The sequence below is a fragment of the Alphaproteobacteria bacterium genome (genome assembly GCA_039980135.1).
Taxonomy (GTDB): domain Bacteria; phylum Pseudomonadota; class Alphaproteobacteria; order UBA6615; family UBA6615; genus UBA8079.
This window is the reverse complement of sequence record JBDXCV010000006.1, coordinates 168974-190333: the sequence shown is the minus strand read 5'-3', so window position 1 is coordinate 190333 and position 21360 is coordinate 168974. Positions and strand designations below refer to the sequence as shown.

Here is a 21360-nt window from a genome sequence, read left to right as displayed (position 1 = left end):
AGTCACCATAATCAAACGAATTTCACGTTTGTGCCTCGACTTAGTATCAAATGCGAGTCCCAGCCGCAACGATTTAGACCTCTACCCCGTGATCTCGCGCGAATCCGCGCAGATGTGACCGAACGCTCGGGGTTGGTGCGTGCAGCAGGTCCTCGAGATAGTCGGTCACGCCCGCCACCGACATCGAGCGGATCATGGCCTTTACCGGCCCGACATTGGCGGGTGACATGGAAAGCCGCCGATAGCCGATCCCGATCAACGCCATCGCCGCGACGGGATCACCCGCCATTTCGCCGCAAACCGTCAGGTCGACCCGAGATCGGTCGCATTCCTCGACGATTCGCTTGAGGAAATTCAGAACCGCAGGCGACAGGGTGTCGTACCGCCCTTCCATCCGCGGGTTCCCGCGATCCGAGGCAAACAGGAACTGCACCAGATCGTTGCTGCCGATGGACAGAAAATCGATCCGCGGCAGCAGATTCTCAAGCTGCATCGCGAGCGCGGGAACTTCGAGCATGACACCGGAACGGACCGTCGCGGGAACCGGCTCTCCACGCCGGACGGCCCGCGCAAGCTCCATGTCCAGGAGTTTCCTGGCGGCCTCGAACTCCGAGACTTGCGCAATCATCGGGAACATCACCGCAAGTTCGCGCCCGGCGCTCGCGAGGATCAGCGCCCGCAACTGATGTCGCAGCATCGCCGGACGGTCGAGCGCAATACGCGTCGCACGCCAGCCCATGGCGGGATTCTCCTCGGCGGCGTTGTGCAAATAGGGCAACGCCTTGTCGCCGCCGATGTCGAGCGTGCGAAACGTCACGGGCCGCCCGGCCGCCTCCTCGATGACCCGGGAATAGAATTCGGTCTGTGCGGCCACATCCGGATAGTCGGCGCGCATCATGAACGGGATCTCCGTCCGATAAAGCCCGATTCCCGCCGCACCCGTTTCGTCCAAACGCACCATATCGGCCAGCAACCCGGCGTTGAGGAGCAACATGACCGGGATGCCGTCGCGAGTCTCCGACGCCATGTTGCGCAAATTCTGGTAAATCTCGAGGCGCGCGCTGCGCGCGGCCACGGCCATCTCGAAGTTCGATCGCACTTCGTCGCCCGGTCGCAGATAGACCACGCCGTTCTCGCCATCGACGAGTACCGCATCCCCCGTTTCGATCCGCGACAGCAAGCCCTCGAGCCGACCGACAAGCGGCACCCCCAACGCCCGCGCGACGATCGTGGCATGGGCGTTCGCCGAACCTTCTTCCAGGATCACCGCCTTCAGGTTCTCCGGTTCGTAATTCAGCAACTCGGCAGGCCCCAACGTCCGAGCGACCAGCACCGCATCCGCGGGCAGCTGGAATCCGGCATCCGGCCCACGCCCGGCGAGCTGGCGCAGCAGACGATCCGTCAGCTCTTCGAAATCGAGCAATCGCTCGCGCAGGAAACTGTCGGTGACCTGCCCCATCCGGACGCGCGTTTCGTCCTGAACGCGCTGCACCGCGGCCTCGGCGGACAGACCCGAGCGGATCGCCTCATTGATCCGGCGCAGCCATCCCCTGTCCTCGGCGAACATCCGGAAGGTCTCCAGAACGTCGCGATGCTCGCCCGTTCCGGAAAATTCGGGCCGTTCAAGCGCTGCGTCGAGCTGCCCGTGCATGCCGGCAAGCGCGTCACGGACACGCTTTTCCTCGGCCACGGGATCATCGCTGAGCATGCGCTCGATGGTGACCCGCTGGCGTTGAACCACGGCCGTCCCGATCGTCAGGCCCGGACTCAGCGCCAGACCTTCGAGGCGCTGGGGCAGGGCTTCCGTGACCGCGTCGTAGCGCGCTTCGTCCAGATTCAGAATACCGCTGCCACTGATAAGTTCGGCAAGGACCATTGCCGTGGTCTCGAGCGTCTCGACTTCTTCGTCGGTGTAGCCGCGCTGGGTCCGGTTCTGCACGACCAGCACACCGAGAACGCGCCCTCCACGCAGCACAGGCACACCCATCAACGAGGAATAGAGCTCCTCGCCGGTCTCCGGACGATAGACGAACTGGGGATGGCTCTGCGCGTCGGCGAGCGCCACCGGCATCGCCTGCGCCGCCACGAATCCCACCAGCCCCTCGCCGACCATCAGACGGGTGTTGCGGACAGCATCAGGACGCAATCCCTCGGTCGCGAACAACTCGAGCACGTCGCCGGCGCGACGCACATAGATCGAACACACTTCGGCGACGAGTTCGCGGGCGATCAGGGTGGCAATCTGGTCGAGCCGCGCCTGGGCGGAATCCGGTCCCGCCATGATATCGCGCAACTGTCGCAACAGACGTCGCGAGCCTGTCCATCCGGAAGAACCCGCCTTCACATCTGTCGGCTTTTTGCCGGAGGCGACAGGCGGTTTCATGGCCACACCCGCCGCCACGCCGTCGCCGAAGCGCGGCTTCGACCGTGCTCGGAGGGGGCGAAGCTGGGTAACATGTCGATCTCTATGCGGCGTCGAGCCCGTAGGCGGTGTGCAGCGCGCGCAGCGCCAGTTCCGTGAATTCCTCGGCGATCAGCACACTGATCTTGATCTCCGACGTGGAAATTACCTGAATGTTGATCCCGCGTTCCGCGAGCGCCGAGAACATCCGTTGGGCCACGCCCGCATGGCTGCGCATGCCGACACCCACAACCGAAACCTTCACCACGTCGGCGTCCGGCACCAACGACGTGAAGCCGAGCTCGTCCTTGCGTGCCTTGAGTATCTCGATGGCGCGATCCAGGTCACCGCGGGTCACCGTAAATGTCATGTCCGTGCTGGCGCCGTCTTCGGAGACGTTCTGCACGATCATGTCGACATTGACGTTCGCGTCCGCGAGCGGACCGAATATGGCGGCCGCCACGCCCGGCCGGTCGGAGACCTGGACCAGCGTAATCTTGGCTTCGTCGCGGCTATAGGTAACGCCGCTTACAATTTCGTGTTCCACGATATCTTCCTCGTCCACGACCAGGGTTCCCGGTCGCTCGCTGCCGACGGCTTCGTCGAATGATGAGAGAACTTGAACCGGAACCCGGTGGTTCATCGCCAGCTCAACCGAGCGGGTCTGCAGGACCTTCGCACCGAGGGATGCCATTTCGAGCATCTCCTCATAGGTGATTTTACTCAGCTTGCGCGCGCGCGTCACGATCCGCGGATCGGAAGTATAGACCCCGTCCACGTCCGTATAGATGTCACAACGGTCCGCCTTGAGCGCGGCCGCCAGCGCCACCGCGGTCGTGTCCGATCCGCCGCGCCCCAGGGTGGTGATCCGATTGTCCGGCCCGACACCCTGGAATCCCGCAAGCACGCAGACCTGACCGTCGGAAAAGCGGCGTTCCATTTCGTCGATCTCGATCCCCTCGATGCGCGCGCGCGCATGGGCGTCCGAGGTCCTGATCGGGATCTGCCAACCGAGCCAGGATCGCGCCGGAACCCCCTTCTCCTGCAGGCAGATGGCAAGCAGGCCGGCGGTCACCTGTTCGCCGGTCGATACCACGACGTCATACTCACGAGCATCATGCAGGGCGTGGGCCTCGCGCGTCAGCGCGACCAGGTCATTCGTGACCCCGGCCATCGCCGACACCACGACGGCGATCTGATGCCCGGCTTCGTACTCACGCTTGACCCGCTCCGCGACGGCGCGGATTCGATCCAGATCAGCGACGGAGGTCCCGCCGAATTTTGCAACAATTCGTGCCATTGTCTCTTCCGTTGCGCCCGTCACAAGCACACATAAGGCGCGCAGAACGTGCGGTTTTGCCGCGTCCGGCGCTTGCGCGCCAACTTGTGATGCAAGGGCGGCGTATCCATACTCAGCCCCATCCCCGCTTGCAAGCACTGCGGGCGTGGCTAGAATCAACGGTACGAAGGAATCGACGGCCCGATGACCGACCAGACCGGCACACAGGATTCCCGCGATCCGGTGGAGCTTGAGAAGTTCCGGCGCATGGCGGACGAGTGGTGGGACCCCGCCGGCAAGTTCAGGCCGCTGCACCGGTTCAACCCGGTGCGCCTGGAATATATCCGCGATCGGGCGTGCGCGCATTTCGGCCGCGACACACATTCCGTGCGCCCGCTGGAGGGACTTAGCCTCGTCGACGTAGGTTGCGGCGGCGGGCTGTTGTGCGAACCCATGGCGCGCCTGGGCGCAAAGGTAACCGGCATTGACGCCGTCGCCCAGAATATCGAGATCGCATCGCTCCACGCCGAGGAAGCCGGCCTCGACATCGACTATCGCGCGACGACCGCCGAGGAACTGTGCGCGGCAGACCTTCGCTTCGATATCGTGCTCAGCATGGAAGTCGTTGAGCATGTGGCCGACCCGGCGGCCTTCCTGGGCGATTGCGCCCGGCTGGTCGCGCCCGGCGGACTTACTTTCGCCGCCACCCTGAACCGGACGCCGAAAGCGTTCGCGCTGGCGATCGTGGGCGCGGAATATGTCATGCGCTGGCTGCCGCGCGGGACTCACAACTGGCGCAAGTTCGTCAAACCGTCGGAACTGGTCAACGGGCTGGAGGCCGGGGGCATCGAAATGCTCGAACTGACAGGCGTGGTCTTCAACCCGCTCACGGGCAGTTGGTCACGCAACCGGTCCGACATGGATGTGAACTATATGGGGGTGGGCTGCCGCCACGCATAAGGCGCAGCACGCCGGTCATCGGCCTAGTTGTCGGCGCGCTTCACCCAGGGCAGCTTGCCGACCGGGACACCTTCATCGGCCAATTCCTTTGCGTCCTCGTCCGTGGCATTGCCGTAGATGGGGCGTTCGTCGGTCTCGCCGTAATAGATCTTCCGCGCCTCGTCCGTGAAATCGTCGCCCACATCGTCGAAATTGGTTTCGACATAATCGCGGACCTGGCCCAACATCTTGCGCAGCTTTCGGGCCTGCTCGGCCTTCTCGGTCCGGTTGGCGCGGACCGTGTCCTTGGCGCCCACGACCGGTGCCATCAGCGATTTTGCGATGTCGGTATTGTCACACTCGGGGCACGCGATCAGCCGCTTACCGGCCTGCCGGTCAAAGTCGGCCGAATTGCGGAACCAACCCTCGAATTCGTGGTCGTTCTTGCAGATCAGATTGAAACTAATCACCCCGAACGTTCCCTGTGACCGCATATCGGCGATGGCCGACGCTGAAAGAATACGAAACACCTGAAAATTGGTGCTATTGCAGAAAGATTACAAGTCTCCATCGAGCACAAGAATGGCTACCGACAGTCAACCGTCCCCCTGGATCAGCCGGTTCGCCCCGCAAGCCCGTGGCCCTGTAATCGATGTCGCCTGCGGTTCGGGGCGTCACGCGCGGCTGTTTCTGGATCGAGGCCATGACGTCACCGCAGTCGACCGCGACACCTCGCGCCTGAATGACATCGCGGGCCACCCGAACCTGACCATCATCGAAACCGATCTCGAAGCCGGCGTTGATCCCTGGCGCCCCGCCGCCGCGGCATACGGCACGGTGGTGGTGACCAACTATCTCTGGCGGCCGTTGCTGCCGGCGCTGATCGACGCCGTGGCACCGGGCGGCATGCTGCTCTACGAGACATTCGCCCTGGGGAATGAGCAATATGGAAAGCCGTCCAATCCCGACTTCCTGCTGGCGCCAAACGAGCTAATGGATGCGGTCAACGACGTGTTGGACGTGATTGCCTACAAGCATGGCGACGTCACCGATCCGCGCCCGGCGGTGATCCAGCATATCTGCGCTGTGCGGCGCTAGGCGATCCCCAGCATGCTGTCGAGCTTGCCCGCGGATTCGAGTGCGAAAAGATCATCGCAACCGCCAATATGCGCATCGTCGATGAAGATCTGCGGCACGGTGTGGCTGCCATTTGCGCGCGCCATCATTTCGTTGCGCTTGCCGCTGGAGAAGCTGACATCGGTTTCCTCGAAATCAACACCCTTCTCCTTGAGCAGGCGTTTGGCGGCCGAACAGTAGCCACACATCATGCCCGTGTAGATTTCGATCTTCGCCATAATGTCCGTGCCTCCAGAGCGCTGTTCACCACTATCTAGGGAACCCGGACCCGCTTGACCAGTGGCTGCCGTGCCAGCGGGTTCACAACGATGTCATCACATGCGCGGCCTAGCGCGGCCGCTCGACCCGCGCGAGCACCAGCGCATCCACGGCGCCCGCGCCGGCTTTCAGGAGCGCGCCGGCGCAGGTGTCGAGTGTCGCACCCGTCGTGAAAACATCATCGACCAGCAATATTCTGGCGCCCGCGACCGCCGCGCAGTGGCGGGCATTGACCGAGAATGCGCCGCGCACATTGCGCCGCCGCGCCGCCGCATTAAGCCCACCCTGGCTCGGCGTGGCGCGGTCGCGTGTCAGCAGGTCGAGAAGCAGTTCCGGCCCCTCGGTGATACGGCCCGCGCCGTCACGCCGGTTGTTCTTGACGACCGCCCGGGCCAGCAATCCCGACTGATTGAAGCGCCGCCGCCAAAGACGCCCCCGATGCAGCGGCACAGGCGCGATCAGGTCAGCTTCCCGCACGAGCGTCCGGCCAGCCCGCGCCAGCCAGTCGCCGAGCGCGGGAGCCGCGTGGGTGCGGTCGCGATATTTGAGGCCGGTCGCCAGATTGCGGCTGACGTCGTTATAGACGAACACCGCGCGGGTCCGGTCGATCCGCGGCCGGTCGCGCATACACGCACCGCACAGCGCATCGGGACCATGATCGAACTCGAACGGCGTACCGCAGGCCGCGCACAACGGCGCGGAGACGAAGACCGAACCATCCCAGCAGGTGTGGCACAGGGTCCCCGGCGCAGAAACGAGCGCGTCGCAGGCCAGACATTGCGGCGGCAAAAGCACATCGAGCGACATGCGCGCGGCATGCAACGCCGGGCGTAGTACGGCCGCCACGACGTCGCGTTTGTGTTCCAGTTGGTCCGACATGCAGAAGCATCTGGCCGGAAAGTCGCAATCGGTGTCAATCGCCGCCGGTTCGCCACGGACACATGCTTTCACGTTCACGTCTGCGCGCAATCGCGCGGCGGCCGCTTTGCCCGCAGCCGGTGCCATGCCATATAGCTTCCATGAGCGGACCCGTGGACATTTTCGACCGGACCCTGCTGCGCCAACGCAGATCACGGGTCGCATCCGACTTCGCCGCCCATGATTTCCTGTTTCGCGAAATCGCCGAGCGGCTCGCCGAACGCACCGCCGATGTCCGCCGCGACTTCGACCTCGCCCTCGACTGGGGTAGCCGCACCGGGCTCTATGCCGATGCCGCCCAACGGCTGGCACCGGGCAAGATCGGCCGGTTGGTCCACAGTGAAATCTCGTTCGAGATGGCCCGGGACGGCCGGGCAGCGCACGGAAATCCGACAATCGTCGCCGACGAAGAGGCGTTGCCGTTCGCCGAGCATAGTTTCGATCTTGTCGTCAGCACCGGCGTCCTGCATGCCGTCAACGACGTACCGGGGGCGCTGGCGCAGGTCCGGCGCGCACTCAAGCCCGACGGGCTGTTCCTGGGCGCCCTGCTCGGCGGCGAGACATTGCACGAGCTGCGGACGGCCTGGCTGGCCGCCGAGGCGGAGATCGAGGGCGGCGCCAGCCCACGCGTGGCACCCTTCGCCGAACTGGCCGACGCAGCGGCCCTTCTGCAACGCGCCGGGTTCGCGCTGCCGGTGGCCGACCTGGATCCCATCCAGGTCACCTACGAACACCCGCTCAAGCTGATGCATGACCTGCGCGGCATGGGCGAGACCAACATCCGGCAGGACCGGCGGCGTTCGCCGACCCGGCGCGAAACCCTCTTCCGGGCGGCCGAAATCTACGCCGAGCGTTTCGCCGGGTCCGACGACCGGATCCCCGCCACGTTCGAGCTTTTTTTCCTGACCGGCTGGGCACCCGATGCGAGCCAGCCCCGGCCGTTGCGTCCGGGCAGCGCAGACACCCGCCTTGCCGACGCCCTGGAGACGGTCGAGCAGGCAACAGGTGACGCCGCCAACCCGCAACCCGGCAAGGATCAGAACTGATGCCGCTCACCTTGTTTGCCTCCCTCGGCACCGCCTACCGCTTTCTGTGGAACGAACGCCGCGACCTGTTCGCCTATGCGTTCCTGCCCGTGCTTCTGGTCTCGTTCGTCCAGATCGTCGGCCTTTGGGCCACCGGCGACTGGCAGCTTCAATTCGGTTCGCCCGTACCGGCCGAACCGCCCCTTCCTGTCGACCCCGACGCGCGGCCGGTCACGGTCAGTTTCGAGAATGTCGACCCGGCACGGCTGACGGCAACCATCGCGAACGGCGTGGCCGCCTTCGTGGCCTATGTCATGTTCGCGGTCGCCTGGTTCCGGCGCTACCTGATCGGGCCCGAAGGCATGACAGTGGGCGCGGCCATGCGCTGGGGGCCGCGCCATTGGCGCTTCATCTCAAGGTTTTTCATGCTGATCGGGCTGGTGCTACTGCTCGGGTTTCTGATTACGGGGCCGATAAATCTTCTGACCTCGGTCAATCCGACACTGGGAATATTCGGGCGCGCGGCGATCGTCGTCGGAACATTGCTGATCACGTCACGCTTGCTGCTGGTCCTGCCAGCGGCGGCCGTCGATCAGCGTTTCGGGTTTCGCGATGCCGGGAATGTCACCCGCGGCAAGAGCTGGTACATGCTGGGCATCTACCTTTTCTCACTGCTGCCCGCACTGTTCGCCCTTATTGTCATCGCGCAATTGTTGGCCGGACTTGCCGTCTCACTGACCGGGCCGTCCCTGTCTTTCCTGTTCGTCGTCCTGCTGGTGCAGCAGGCGATCATGTTCGTGGCAATCGCGTCCCAGGTGACGGCGCTGGCCGAGGCGTTCCGCCAACTCGCTACACCGCCGACGAATACGACCGCGACCACCTGAGGCGGAATTGCGCAATGACCTACAAACTGCCCATTCTCGAGACCATCGCCGACGCTTGCCGGTTCCTGATCACGCAGTTCACCGCCTGGTTCCAACTCGCCATATTACCTCTGATCATCTGGATCGGCCTGGATGTCGCGGTCGCTAACGGCTGGCTCGCCGGCGGGTATCTCGGGGTCGGCAGCGAGATGCCGATCTTCGCCTATATTCTGCTCAACGCCCCGTTCATTCTCGCCTATGTGGCCATCACGGCGAGCCTGCTCATGTATGCCGTTGCGCTGCACCGGCTAGTACTCGGCGCCAACGACCGAACCGGACCTCTCGCCTGGTTGGCCTGGCGGACCCGGCACTGGCGCTATGTCGGCCAGGGGATCGTGATGGTCGCGATCATCGGTCTCGGCCTCATCGTGACGGCAACGTTCGTACCGGCGATAGGCGCTGTCGCCGGTGCCGCCGGGGTCCTCGAATCCGCAGCGGGTCAGGTCACGCTTACATTCATCGTCCTGATCCTGTTCGCCGTCCCGATAGCGCTGCTCACCTGCATGGTCCTGCCCGCGCTCCCGGCGGCGGCGATCGACGACCATGCGGTCAGCCTGTCCGAGGCTTCGAACCAGGCCAAGGGCAACCTCTGGCGGATGGCAATCATCTTCGCACTGGGCGCGATGCTGCCATTCTGGCTGATCGAGAAAGGCGTCGGCTTTTTGATCAACCGATCAGTTACCGTCGGCAGCCTGCCGAAACTGGTGACCCCCATCGTGATCAACTTCATCGGCTTCACCGTAACGATCGTATTGTTGTCGTTGATCTACCGCCACCTGCGCGACAACACGACCCTGCGGGTGGACGTTCCGGAGCGCTAGTCAAGCCTGTTTTCGCGGGTGACGCCGCCATCAGAGGTTGTGTTAGCGTTATCCCAATACCGCGCTAATCGGGGGACAAAGCATGTACAAGCTACCGGTCTGGCAGACGATCAAGGATGGTCTGGGGTTTATCTGGACAGAGAAACGCGCCTGGTTTGACTACGCACTCATTCCCATCATCGTGGCCACAGCAGCGCCGATGCTACTCGGGCTCTTGCTTGTCGGCACGCCGATCATCGGCCTGGCGTCCGAAGCTGAAATAAACAGCCTGTTCCAGGATCTGGATTTCATGTTCTTTGCCGCCATCGCTCTTGGCGTCCTGGTGTCCGTTTGGCTCTATGTCGCATTCGCGGTCGCCTGGCATCGCCGCTACCTGCTCGGCCCGCAGAACACGAGCGCGCGCGAATTGATTCAATGGAGCCGACGGCACTGGATCTTCGTTGGCCGAGGCGTTGGCTACTTCGTCTTGCTTGCCGCAGCCATGATTCCGCTCGTTTTCGTTCTTAACCTCATTCTCGCCAGTTTGATCATCGCCCTGGGGCCCGCAGGCCCGGTGCTGGTTCCCGTGATCGTATTCGCCTTGTTCTTGTTCGTCGTCGTTCAGATCGTCGGTCTGTCGCTCGCCTTCCCGGCGGCAGCGATCGAAGATTCCGAGCTGGGTCTTATCGCAGCCTGGAAGCTCGCACGGGGCAACCGCTGGCGCATGTGCGGAATCATCGTGTTCGGCACAATTGTACCGACATTCATCATTCAGCTTATACTGCTCGCCATCGTGTCAGCCATTCTAATCGCCGTGGGATTGACGGCGGACACGAGCGTGACACCATCAATTGCGGCCTTGGTTATTATCGAGTTGGTGTCACAGGCCATCAGTTTTCTCGGCATCGCGATCGGCGTGTCGATGCTGTCGATCATGTATCGCCGCCTGCGCGACAACCTGCCCCTCGACGCGAAGGAAACCGCCTAAAGCAAGTCCTGCAGCTGGGCAACAAGCGGCACGTCGGCCGGGGGCATCGGATAGTCGCGCAGCGCGTTGGGGCGTACCCATTTGAGTTCCTGCCCCTCGCGGGGCCGCGGCGTGCCTTCCCAGACCCGGCACACAAACAGCGGCATCAGCAGGTGGAAGTCATCGTAAGCGTGGCTGGTAAAACCAATCGGTGCCAGGCAGCTCTCGAAGGTATCGATGCCGAGCTCCTCGTCGAGCTCGCGGATCAGTGCCGCCTCGGGGGTCTCGCCGTCCTGCACCTTGCCGCCGGGAAACTCCCACAAGCCCGCCATCGACTTGCCCTCCGGGCGTTGTGCGATCAACACCCGGTCATCGGCATCGATCAATGCGACGGCGCTGACCAGCAGCAGGCGCGCGTCAGACAAGACGCCTAGCTCCGGTAGTCGGCGTTGATCGATATGTAGCCGTGGGTCAGATCGCAGGTCCAAACGGTCCCACGCCCGCGCCCGATGCCCAGATCGATGTCGATGTCGATTTCCTGGCCCTTCATATGGGCGGCCACGGGTGTCTCGTCATAGCCCGGCACGAGCTGGCCGAGGCGCGTGATCGGCACCCCGCCGACGGCAATCGACAGCCGGTCCCGGTCCGCTTTCTCGCCTGCCTTGCCGACCGCCATGACGATCCGCCCCCAGTTGGCGTCCTCGCCCGCGATGGCCGTCTTGACCAGGGGCGAGTTCGCCACCGCGAGACCCACGGCGCGTGCCGCGCGTTTCGATTCCGCACCACGGACGTTGATGGTGACGAATTTCTGGGCCCCCTCGCCGTCGCGCACGACCTGCTGGGCGAGATCGACAAACACCTCGCGGAGCGCTGCCTTGAAGTCGGCAAGCACCTTGTCGCCCGCGCCCTTGATGCGGGGCTGACCCTTGGCCTGGCCGGTCGCAAACAGGAGAACCGTGTCCGACGTGGAAGTATCGCTGTCGACCGTTATGGCGTTGAAAGACTCGTCCGACGCCCAACGCACGAGCCGCTGCAGCACCGGCGCGGGGATCTTTGCGTCCGTGAACACGAACCCCAGCATCGTCGCCATGTCCGGCGCAATCATGCCCGAGCCTTTGGCGAAACCCGAGATCGTGACAAGCGTCTTGCCGATCCGCACCTTGCGGCTCGCCCCCTTGGCAAACGTGTCGGTTGTCATGATGGCATCGGCGGCGGCGCGCCACTTGCCTGCGCCCAGCGCCTTTTTCATCCGCGGCAGCTTGCCCGCCACATAGTCGGGATCGCGCGGCTCTCCGATCACCCCGGTCGAGGCGACATAAACGTCCTGCGCGCGGCAACCAAACAGGTGGGCGGCCTGCCCGGCGGTCTGCGCCACCTGCAGGTCGCCAGCCAGACCGGTGAAGGCATTGGCGTTGCCGGAATTGACCACCAGCACGCGGGCCTTGCCGCGCGGCAGTATGGCCCGGCACCACTCGACGGGTGCGGACGGACATTTCGAACGCGTGAGCACGCCGGCCGCCGTTGTGCCCGGCTTAAAAGCCGCGACCATCAGGTCCTTCACACCGCGATGCTTCTTGAGGCCGACGGCGAGGCCGGCCAGCTCAACGCCGCGGACATTCGCCAGCGTGGGAAACCGCGCGGGGGCGAGCGGCGAGCGCGGTAGCGCCGGTGCCTTGGCCGGCACCTTGGCGGCAGCCCTTGATTTCACAGACTTCTTGGCAGACTTGGCCATGGCATTAACCCCCGGTGATTCTCAGCCGGGGCGCGTCACCGCGACGTCTTGCGTCACTTTGGTGGGGTGCCCTCGACCGGCGAGCCGTCGAGATTGAACATCTTGATCTCGGCTTTGCTTCGTAATTCCGCCATATGCGTGGCGATCAACTCGCGCGTCAACTGCTGTTCGAGCGTGGGCAGCGATTCCTCGAAACTGGGCGCGGGCTGGCGGCGTTTGTCGAGGACCTTGATGACATGCCAGCCGAAATCTGTCTGGACAGGGTCCGGGCCGATTTCGCCTGGCTCAATCGCGAAGGCCGCGCTGGAAAACGGCCCCACCATCGCACTGCGGGTGAAGTAGCCGAGATCCCCGCCACGCGGCGCACTCGGGCCTTGCGAACGCTCCCGCGCGAGATCCCCGAAATCGGCCCCGCCTTCGAGCGCCTTGATGATGTCGTAGCCGTCCTCTTCGCTCTCGAGCAGAATATGCTGCGCGTGAACCTCGAGCGGCCCCTCCGTGTTGGCGATCGTGGCGTCGTAGGCCGCGCGAAGGTCGTCTTCATTGAGGCCTTCGGTGATCAGGCGGTTCATATAGGTCTGCTGCACCGCGACCCGCGCGAACTCGGCGATCTGGGCCTGCACTTCCGGATCGTTTTCGAGATCGACCTCGCGGCCGGCCTGCACGATCAGTTCACCATCCACCAGCTGCTGCACGAGCTGGGTGAAAATCTGGCCGATCGGTGCCTGGCGGAACTGTTCCGGAAGGCGTTGAAACGCGACGGCCACGTCCGACTGGCGAATCTCGAACCCATCCACGAGGGCGACCACCGGGTCGTCGGGTACATCGGCGGCTTTCGCGGTGCCGCTTTCAGCGTCACCGGCACCTTGCTGGGCCGTGGCGGGCGCCACGCCGAGGGTCAGGAATACGAGCACGAACAACGTGGCGTACGTACGAAACATCTGAATTCTCCTGTGGATGACCGCCCGGACGGCATGGGCCCGGCCGGCCATTTTATGATGCGGGCCAGACTGCCGTGTTCGCGAAGGGGGCACAAGATGCACACCGCCGCAGCGGCCTTCGCTACACGGCAATGTGAATCAGAATTCGGGCGAGAAAACGGCAATCCGGTGATGCTCCGGTGCCGGATCCGACCCGCGGCCGGCAGCGACATTGACACATGTTCGGGCGCGCCCTAGACAATGCGCCCACAATCCCCATCTATCCGGGAGCGGTAACCAGCCCCCGGCACCAGCGGCATCTCGCGGCAGGCCCTGCCGGAGACGTCAGCACAAACGGGTTCGAGGTAGAGGTATGGTCCTCAGTCTGGTCACACGGGCTTTCGGAACGGCGAATGACCGATATCTGAAGCGGCTTCACAAGGATGTCGAGGCGATCAACGCCCTCGAGCCCGAACTTGAGGCGCTCGACGACGCGGCCCTGCGCGCGCGCACCGATGCCTTCCGTGCGCGGCTCAAGACCGGCGAGAAGGTCGACGACCTCCTTGTCGAGGCCTTCGCGACGGTCCGCGAGGCCGCGAAACGCACCCTGGGTCAGCGCCATTTCGATGTACAGCTCCTCGGCGCGATGATCCTGCACAAGGGCATGATCTCCGAAATGAAGACCGGTGAGGGCAAGACTCTCGTCGCCACCCTGGCCGTTTATCTGAATGCGCTCGAGGGCAAGGGCGTCCATGTGGTCACGGTCAACGACTATCTGGCGCAGCGTGACTCCGGCTGGATGGGACAGATTTACGAGTTCCTGGGCCTGACCACCGGCTGCATCGTCAATTCCCTGTCCGACGCGGAACGCCGCGCGGCCTACGCCGCCGACGTGACTTACGGCACGAATAACGAGTTCGGATTCGACTATCTGCGCGACAACATGAAGTTCCATCTCGACGAGATGGTGCAACGCGATTTCAATTTCGCGATCGTTGACGAAGTGGACTCGATCCTGATCGACGAGGCCCGCACACCGCTGATCATCTCGGGTCCCGTCGAGGATTCCTCCGAAGCCTATGTCCAGGCCGACAAGCTGATGCCGCAACTGGTCGAGGAAGATTTCGAGGTCGACGAAAAAGCCCGCGCCGCGACCCTGACCGAGGTTGGCGTCGAGCATGTCGAGGCGCTTCTCATCAAAGACGGCCAGCTCGAGGAAGGCGCCAGCCTCTACGACATCACCAGCGTCACGCTCCTGCATCACGTGAACCAGGCGCTGCGAGCCCACAAGCTGTTCCAGCGCGACCGGGACTACATCGCCCATGAAGGCCGGATCGTCATCATCGACGAGTTTACCGGCCGCATGATGGAAGGCCGGCGTTTTTCCGACGGCCTGCACCAGGCGCTCGAGGCCAAGGAAGGTGTCCAGGTTCAGAACGAGAACCAGACCCTCGCCTCAATCACGTTCCAGAACTACTTCCGACTCTATCCCAAGCTCGGCGGCATGACCGGCACGGCGATGACGGAATCCGCCGAATTCGCGGAAATCTACAAGCTCGAAGTGGTCGACATTCCGACCCACCGGCCGATGGTGCGCGACGACCAGAATGACGAGGTCTATCGGACCCTCGAGGAAAAATACAACGCCATCAACGAACTCATCGAGGACGCCAACAAGCGCGGCCAGCCGGTGCTCGTCGGCACGGTCTCGATCGAGAAGTCGGAGGAAGTCTCGGCGGCGCTGACGTCCCGCAAGATCGCCCATGAAGTGCTCAACGCGCGCCATCATGAGCGCGAGGCCCAGATCATCGGTCAGGCGGGCGTGCCGGGCGCGGTCACGATCGCGACCAACATGGCCGGCCGCGGCACCGATATTCAGCTCGGCGGCAATCTGGACATGCGCCTCGAGGCCGAGCTCGCCGACATGGAAGACGGACCGGCGCGCGACGAGAAGGAAGCCGCCATTCGCGCCGAGGTCGAGAAACTCCACGACGCGGTCATCGCGGCGGGCGGCCTGATGGTCATCGGCACCGAACGCCATGAAAGCCGCCGGATCGACAACCAGCTGCGCGGCCGGTCGGGCCGCCAGGGCGACCCGGGCACCTCGCGTTTCTTCCTGTCCCTGCAGGACGACCTGATGCGCATTTTCGGCTCCGAACGCATGGACGGCATGCTGACCAAGCTGGGCATCGAAGAGGGCGAGGCGATCGTCCACCCCTGGATCAACAAGGCGCTCGAGAAGGCTCAGCAGAAGGTCGAGGCCCGCAACTTCGAGATCCGCAAACAGCTGCTGCAGTATGACGATGTCATGAATGACCAGCGCAAGGTCATCTACGAGCAGCGCAAAGACCTGATGCGGACCGACGACGTGTCCGACACGATCAAGGCCATGCGGGCCGAGACCCTCGAGGACCTGATCGCGCGCACGATCCCCGAGAAGGCCTTTGCGGAACAATGGGATACAAGCCTGCTCCACGAGGAGACGCTGCGTATCTTCGGGATCGACGCGCCGGTCGAGGAATGGGCGGCCGAGGAAGGCATCGCCGACGAGGAAATCCACGACCGGCTCGAGAAGCTCTCCGACGAACACATGGCCGCCAAGGTCGCCAACTATGGCGAAGAGATTATGCGCATGGCCGAGAAAAACCTGCTGCTGCAGATTCTCGACCAGCACTGGAAGGACCATCTGCTGCGCCTCGACCATCTGCGTCAGGGCATCGGCCTGCGCGCGTTCGGCCAGAAGAACCCGCTGAACGAGTATAAGCGTGAAGCGTTCGATATGTTCCAGGACATGCTCGGGCGGCTTCGCGAGGGCGTCACCCAGCTGCTCAGCCACATCGAGATTCAGGTCAACGCACCCGAGGCGGTGCCGGAACCCCAGTCGCCGCAGAACACCGAGGCCCAGCATGCGAGCGTGGGACAATTCGGCGACGCCACCCCGCGCCGGGAAAATTCGGGCAACAGCGCCGCATCGGCCCGCAGCCGGGCCGCGGCGGCCACGATCGACCCGGACGACCCGTCCACCTGGGGCAAGGTCCCGCGCAACGCAGCGTGCCCGTGCGGCTCCGGCAAGAAGTACAAGCACTGCCACGGTCGCAGCGCCTAGCAAAGGGCGCGCGCGATGGTCGAATTCGGTGTCTTCGATCACCTCGACCGCCGGGCCGGCGTGCCCGACCATACAATCTATGAAGACCGCCTCCGCCTGATCGCCGCCTATGACGAGGCCGGAATCGCGATGTATCACCTGGCCGAGCATCACGCGACGCCGCTCGGCCTCGCCCCCTCGCCCGGCGTGTTCCTGTCGGCCGTCGCCCAGCGCACCACGAAAATACATTTCGGGCCGATGGTCTATTGCCTGCCGCTTTATGAGCCGCTGCGCCTGATCGAGGAAATCTGCATGCTCGACCAGTTGAGCGACGGGCGGTTCGAATTCGGGGTCGGCCGGGGTATCTCGCCTTTCGAGGTCGCCTATTTCGGGATCGACAAGGAAAACGCCGGCCCGATTTATCTGGAAGCGTTCGAGATCGTAAAGCGCGGCCTCACGTCGGAGACGCTCAGTTTCGCTGGTGAACATTTCAACTATGACGATGTGCCGATGATCGGGTCGCCGATCGGCAAGCCCCACCCGCCCATGTGGTACGGCGTGGCCACACCCGATGGTGCCGCCTGGCCCGCATCCCAGAAGATCAACATGATCAGCAATTCACCGTGCGAGATCGCCCGCAGTGCCACAGACCAGTATCGCGAGACCTGGGACCGTGAGCATGGCGGGCCGGTCACGGCGAAGCTCGGCGTGGCGCGGCATGTCTATATCGCCGACACCCAGGCCGAGGCGGACAGAATCGCCGGGCGTGCCTACGCGGCCTGGTACGAGAATTTCATCAACCTCTGGCGCAAGTTCGGGGTCGAGGACCCGGCCTATGCCTCGACGCTTGCGACCGCCCGCGACCGCGACGCGATCATCGCCGGTACCCCGGACATGGTGGCGTCCGAAATCGAGCGCCAGATCGGCGCGGCAGGGCTCAACTATTTCGTGTGTCGGTTCGCCTATGGCGATTTGAGTTTCGAGGAAGCCGCGGGCTCGTTCGACTTGTTCGCGCGCGAGGTCATGCCCCGCTTGGCCTGACTACCGTGGTCAGGCCAGACCCGCACTGCCCAGATTCATGAACTTTTCGCGACGCTGGGCCTGCAGCGCCGCACCGTCCATCCCGTCCATCGCCTGCAACGCGGCGTACATCGCCGCATCGACGGCAACAATCGCGGCAGCGGGCTCACGGTGCGCGCCGCCCAGCGGCTCCGGCACGATGCCGTCGATCAGTTTCAGCTCGGCCAGATCCTGCGCCGTGATCTTGAGCGCCTCGGCGGCGTCCTGCGCCCGCTCGCCGTCGCGCCACAGGATGGAGGCACAGCCCTCGGGCGAGATCACCGAGTAAACGGCGTGTTCCATCATCAGGACCGTGTTCGCCGTCGCGATCGCCACCGCACCGCCCGAACCGCCCTCGCCAATGATCACCGACACGAAGGGAACCTGCAGGCTCATCGAGGCCTGGATCGCACGCGCGATGGCCTCGGACTGGCCGCGTTCCTCGGCACCCACACCGGGATAGGCACCCGACGTGTCCACGAAGGACAGGATCGGCATGTCGAACCGGTTTGCCAGTTCCATGAGGCGCTGCGCCTTGCGATAGCCCTCGGGCCGCGCCATGCCGAAATTATGGTGAATACGGCTTTCCGTATCGTTGCCCTTTTCCTGGCCGAGCACGATGACCGGGCGGCCGTGATAGCGGCCCATGCCCGCCACCAGCGCGCTGTCCTCGGCGTAGAGCCGGTCGCCGGCCAGGGGCACAAACTCGGTGATCAGTCCCGAGACATAGTCGCCGCATTTCGGCCGGCCCGGATGGCGGGCGACCTGGACCTTCTGCCAGGCCGATAGCCGGTCATAGGTCTGGTGCAGCTGACGATCAACCTTCTCCTCGAGCTTGCCGACTTCATCGGCGATGTTGAGATCGCCGTTGTCGGACAGCCTGCGAAGCTCTTCGATCTGACCTTCAAGCTCGGCGAGCGGTTTTTCGAATTCCAGGAAATGCGCCATGGCGTTCTACTAGTTCGCGTTTGCCCGGCTGGCAAGAGGATGATGATCGGCGACGAGACGCCGCATCCGCTCATCAAGCACATGGGTGTATATCTGGGTAGTCGATATGTCGGCGTGACCGAGCATTTGCTGGACGCTGCGCAGGTCCGCATCGTGATGCAGCAAATGCGTAGCGAAAGCATGCCTGAGCACATGCGGGCTGACCTTGCGCGGGTCGAGATCCGCTTCTTCCGCCAACGCCTTCAGAAGCTGGAAGAAGCGCTGGCGGCTCAGATGCTTTCCACCGCGTCCGGGAAACAGGAACGGGTTGGTGGTTCCGTCCGGCACGAAGGCGTCGCGTTCCCCCAGATAATCCCGTACGGCCTGGCGGGCGGGCGGGCTCATCGGGACCATCCGTTCCTTGTCACCCTTACCCCGCACGATCAAAACCTCCGGATCGCGCTGCACCGCCGCGAGCGGCAGACCGACAAGCTCCGTGACCCGCATCCCTGTGGCGTAGCAAAGCTCGACCAACGCGCAGATCCGTTTTCCTTCGGGGTCGTCGCGCGCCGCCGCCGCGCCGAGCAGCGCGCCCACATCGGTCTCGGAGAGGATCTTCGGCAACGAGCGTCCCTGCCGCGGGCTTTCGAGAATGGCGCTCGGATCGTCGGTGCGCAGTCCGTCCGCATACAGGAAGCGATAGAACTGACGCAGGGTGGACAGGCGCCGGGCCGAGGTTCGCGCAGCCATACCGCGGCCCTCGAGATGCTTGAGGTAGCGCCGCAGGTCATCCGTCGTGGCGCCGTCGAGCACCGCCCTGCCGCCCTTGTCGGAGCCGTCAAGGAAAAGCGCCGCGTCCTCGAGGTCGCGCCGGTAGGCCGCGACCGTGTTGGCCGACGCCCCCCGTTCGGCCAATAGCAGTTCCAGAAATGCATCGAAATACCGGCTGACAGCCGCCGATGAAACGGGCTCGCGCCGCCGGCTCATTGCACCCGCGCGGCCAGCACGGCACGAGCGATGGCCTGTGCGTCGGCTTCCAGCCCCACGCGCTGCAGACCGCGCACCACAGTACCGACCACGCCCGCATGGGGTGCGTCGCCCGCCTGCCCGAGTACGATCATTGCGTAGGCCGTGGTCTCGGCGCGCCGTCCCGCCGCCGAGGCACGCGCCAACCCGGCAAGCGCGGCGACACTTGGCATCGTTGTCGTGCCTTCTGTCGCGCCGTCGGCCGGGGCATCATCTACGACCGCGGCGCTGCGCCAATGTTCTTCCGAAACCGGGTCACCCAGTATCTGCAGGAGGTATAGCGCCGCACCGATATCGGTCGTCCCGGCGTTGTTGCCCGCCAGGTCGATCCACCGGCCCAAACGCGTCGGGCTCCAGGGCACCGGCTCGCGGAGGGGTTGCGAAACAACCAACTGCTCGAGTGTTCCCGAAGCGGGTATACGTCCGATTGCGCGCGTGACGGGCGCCGCGATACTGGCTGGCACACCGGTTTGGGGTGCGGTGGGTGCCTCCGGAGCTTCAATCGGCTCAGCGTCGGCTGCATCGGGCAGATTGCGACCGATGATCCGCATCTCCGGCCACAGGAGCGCCGTAGCACGGGCCATATCCGCCACGGAACGCGCCTGACGAACGACGAGCTGATACCATTCAATGGCAAGTTCATCCTCACCCGCCAGCAACGCCGCGCGTGTCGCCGCAGCCGCGAGCCAGCCGAAATCCGATGTCACCGGAATATCCGCCAACAATGCCGCGGTGGTGGTCATGACGATATCGCCCACTTCCGCCGCCTGCGCGAGCGTCCATGCTTCCCACAGGGCCTCGGAGCGGGCGATCGCGACGCTCTGATTACGGACCGCGAGATACAGATAGGCGAGCCAGATGTCCCGATCGACGGAATCCGGGTCGATGAGCACCGCGGCGATGTCCGCATCGCCCGCGCCCAGTGCATCATAGACGGCCACAACATCACCGGTGCCGACCACACCGCGCCGCAATGCACGATGGGCCAGGGCGAGTTTTCGCGCCGGTTCGAGTTGCGCTGAGGCCAGCATCGCGCGCACCAACGCCGGATCATTGCTCGCCAGCATCCAGTCTGGCGGCGCGGCCTTGGCGACGGTCAGAATCGCAAATGTCAGGACATCCGTGGCCTCGGGCGTTTCGAGCTGTTCCGGCGTGACCGGTGCGCCCACGGCTGCGGAGTAGGCAACATTCTGAAAAACGCTGTCGGTATCGCCGCGCTCCTCGCGCAGCAGATCGAGCCCGAGGGACGCTTCGGCACCCTTCGCGCCGGCGATCTGGCAGACGATCAGCGCCTTCTGCCAGAAGCGTTCCACATAGCCGGCCTCATACCTGGCGAGCACCTCACACCCTGCCGCGAGATCGCCGCGCAGAAAATGAGCTTCGACGATTGAGCGTGCAAGGTGGTCCGGCACATGGCGCGAACTCACGGCCCGTGCCAGTTCGATTGCATCACCCGGCGCTCCGATCGCGACCAGGCCCGCCACGCGTGCTGCCAGGAGACTGGCGTTTTCGCTGCCGGCAACCGGCCCGCCGCCCGCCGGCGGCGTCGCGATGGACAGCAGGAGACGGCGGGTCAGGTCGCGCACTTCCCCGAGCGGGTAGCGTGCCGGCAAGTTCGTCAGAAGACGAACCGCCGTGGTGCGATCGGTCCCGGCCCACATGTCGTCACCCAGGCCGCCATTCGATGCGTCCAGCACACCGACCGTGTCCTCGTCCACAGCACCGAGGCCGCGAATCACCACGCCCCCCGGCTCGAGGGTAGTGTCCACCGGCGTAACGGCCGGCTGCGCATCAGTGTTGTCGGCGGGATCGTCGATGGGTCCGTCGGCGCGGGTCTCGGGCGCCGGCAGCGGCGCCAGACGGATCGGACCGGACTGCTGCGCGCCCGTCGTCACGACGGTGCCGGCCAGGACACCCAGCGCGAGCGCAAAAATCGAAGCAAATGTGACGGCGAACTGGCGCAT

Annotated in this window: 19 protein-coding genes; 8 read left to right on the top strand and 11 right to left on the bottom strand. The window is 64.4% G+C overall.

Annotated features, from left to right (window positions below):
- Window positions 1-73: 73 nt before the first annotated feature.
- Window positions 74-2383: a phosphoenolpyruvate--protein phosphotransferase gene (gene ptsP / locus ABJ363_09105; GenBank protein MEP4379144.1), complete on the bottom strand. Its 2310-nt coding sequence runs from the start codon at window positions 2381-2383 to the stop codon at window positions 74-76.
- 82 nt (window positions 2384-2465) lie between these two features.
- The gene (locus tag ABJ363_09100; GenBank protein MEP4379143.1) at window positions 2466-3701 is read right to left on the bottom strand and encodes an aspartate kinase; all 1236 of its coding nucleotides are present in this window, start codon (window positions 3699-3701) and stop codon (window positions 2466-2468) included.
- A gap of 183 nt (window positions 3702-3884) precedes the next feature.
- On the opposite strand from ABJ363_09100, the gene ubiG reads away from it, so the two are divergent.
- Complete coding sequence (gene ubiG, locus ABJ363_09095; protein MEP4379142.1) at window positions 3885-4640, top strand: bifunctional 2-polyprenyl-6-hydroxyphenol methylase/3-demethylubiquinol 3-O-methyltransferase UbiG; 756 nt, start codon at window positions 3885-3887, stop codon at window positions 4638-4640.
- A gap of 23 nt (window positions 4641-4663) precedes the next feature.
- On the opposite strand, the gene ABJ363_09090 is transcribed toward ubiG, so the two are convergent.
- The gene (locus ABJ363_09090) at window positions 4664-5089 is read right to left on the bottom strand and encodes a DUF1178 family protein (protein MEP4379141.1); all 426 of its coding nucleotides are present in this window, start codon (window positions 5087-5089) and stop codon (window positions 4664-4666) included.
- 112 nt (window positions 5090-5201) lie between these two features.
- Here ABJ363_09090 and ABJ363_09085 point away from each other — a divergent pair, with 112 nt between their 5' ends.
- Complete coding sequence (locus ABJ363_09085) at window positions 5202-5717, top strand: SAM-dependent methyltransferase (GenBank protein ID MEP4379140.1); 516 nt, start codon at window positions 5202-5204, stop codon at window positions 5715-5717.
- On the opposite strand, the gene grxC is transcribed toward ABJ363_09085, so the two are convergent.
- Window positions 5714-5974 (bottom strand): glutaredoxin 3, encoded by a 261-nt coding sequence (gene grxC, locus ABJ363_09080; GenBank protein ID MEP4379139.1) that lies wholly within the window; start codon window positions 5972-5974, stop codon window positions 5714-5716. The two genes, ABJ363_09085 and grxC, sit on opposite strands and share 4 nt — an antisense overlap.
- Window positions 5975-6083: 109 nt before the next feature.
- Complete coding sequence (locus tag ABJ363_09075) at window positions 6084-6893, bottom strand: ComF family protein (protein ID MEP4379138.1); 810 nt, start codon at window positions 6891-6893, stop codon at window positions 6084-6086.
- Window positions 6894-7033: 140 nt separating this feature from the next.
- On the opposite strand from ABJ363_09075, the gene ABJ363_09070 reads away from it, so the two are divergent.
- From ABJ363_09070 to ABJ363_09055, 4 genes are all read left to right on the top strand, one after another.
- Window positions 7034-7978, top strand: coding sequence for a methyltransferase domain-containing protein (locus tag ABJ363_09070; protein ID MEP4379137.1), 945 nt, complete (start codon window positions 7034-7036; stop codon window positions 7976-7978).
- Window positions 7978-8841, top strand: a complete 864-nt coding sequence (locus tag ABJ363_09065; GenBank protein ID MEP4379136.1) for a hypothetical protein — start codon at window positions 7978-7980, stop codon at window positions 8839-8841. The genes ABJ363_09070 and ABJ363_09065 overlap by 1 nt, the downstream gene beginning before the upstream one ends.
- Before the next feature lie 14 nt (window positions 8842-8855).
- Window positions 8856-9701: a hypothetical protein gene (locus tag ABJ363_09060; GenBank protein ID MEP4379135.1), complete on the top strand. Its 846-nt coding sequence runs from the start codon at window positions 8856-8858 to the stop codon at window positions 9699-9701.
- Between the two features lie 82 nt (window positions 9702-9783).
- Window positions 9784-10668: a hypothetical protein gene (locus tag ABJ363_09055; GenBank protein ID MEP4379134.1), complete on the top strand. Its 885-nt coding sequence runs from the start codon at window positions 9784-9786 to the stop codon at window positions 10666-10668.
- Here ABJ363_09055 and ABJ363_09050 read toward each other — a convergent pair.
- The 3 genes from ABJ363_09050 to ABJ363_09040 are packed head-to-tail and all read right to left on the bottom strand — an operon-like array spanning window position 10665 to window position 13320.
- Window positions 10665-11072: a (deoxy)nucleoside triphosphate pyrophosphohydrolase gene (locus ABJ363_09050; GenBank protein MEP4379133.1), complete on the bottom strand. Its 408-nt coding sequence runs from the start codon at window positions 11070-11072 to the stop codon at window positions 10665-10667. The two genes, ABJ363_09055 and ABJ363_09050, sit on opposite strands and share 4 nt — an antisense overlap.
- A 5-nt stretch (window positions 11073-11077) precedes the next feature.
- Window positions 11078-12379 carry a bifunctional glutamate N-acetyltransferase/amino-acid acetyltransferase ArgJ gene (argJ, locus tag ABJ363_09045; protein ID MEP4379132.1) on the bottom strand — a complete coding sequence of 434 codons (1302 nt, stop codon included), beginning with the start codon at window positions 12377-12379 and terminating at the stop codon, window positions 11078-11080.
- Window positions 12380-12432: 53 nt separating this feature from the next.
- Window positions 12433-13320 (bottom strand): peptidylprolyl isomerase, encoded by an 888-nt coding sequence (locus ABJ363_09040; GenBank protein ID MEP4379131.1) that lies wholly within the window; start codon window positions 13318-13320, stop codon window positions 12433-12435.
- A 352-nt stretch (window positions 13321-13672) separates the two neighbouring features.
- Here ABJ363_09040 and secA point away from each other — a divergent pair, with 352 nt between their 5' ends.
- Together secA and ABJ363_09030 are read left to right on the top strand one after the other, a co-directional pair.
- The gene (secA, locus tag ABJ363_09035) at window positions 13673-16405 is read left to right on the top strand and encodes a preprotein translocase subunit SecA (protein MEP4379130.1); all 2733 of its coding nucleotides are present in this window, start codon (window positions 13673-13675) and stop codon (window positions 16403-16405) included.
- A 15-nt stretch (window positions 16406-16420) separates the two neighbouring features.
- Entirely contained in the window at window positions 16421-17425 is a 1005-nt protein-coding gene (locus tag ABJ363_09030; protein MEP4379129.1) for an LLM class flavin-dependent oxidoreductase, read from the top strand.
- A gap of 9 nt (window positions 17426-17434) precedes the next feature.
- On the opposite strand, the gene ABJ363_09025 is transcribed toward ABJ363_09030, so the two are convergent.
- Genes ABJ363_09025 through ABJ363_09015 form a run of 3 tightly spaced genes read right to left on the bottom strand, consistent with a single transcriptional unit; the run spans window position 17435 to window position 21360 of the window.
- A complete protein-coding gene (locus ABJ363_09025; GenBank protein MEP4379128.1) occupies window positions 17435-18391 on the bottom strand; it encodes an acetyl-CoA carboxylase carboxyltransferase subunit alpha in 957 nt (318 codons plus the stop codon).
- Between the two features lie 9 nt (window positions 18392-18400).
- Complete coding sequence (gene xerD, locus ABJ363_09020; protein MEP4379127.1) at window positions 18401-19357, bottom strand: site-specific tyrosine recombinase XerD; 957 nt, start codon at window positions 19355-19357, stop codon at window positions 18401-18403.
- Window positions 19354-21360 (bottom strand): hypothetical protein, encoded by a 2007-nt coding sequence (locus ABJ363_09015; GenBank protein ID MEP4379126.1) that lies wholly within the window; start codon window positions 21358-21360, stop codon window positions 19354-19356. Before ABJ363_09015 ends, xerD begins: the two co-directional genes overlap by 4 nt.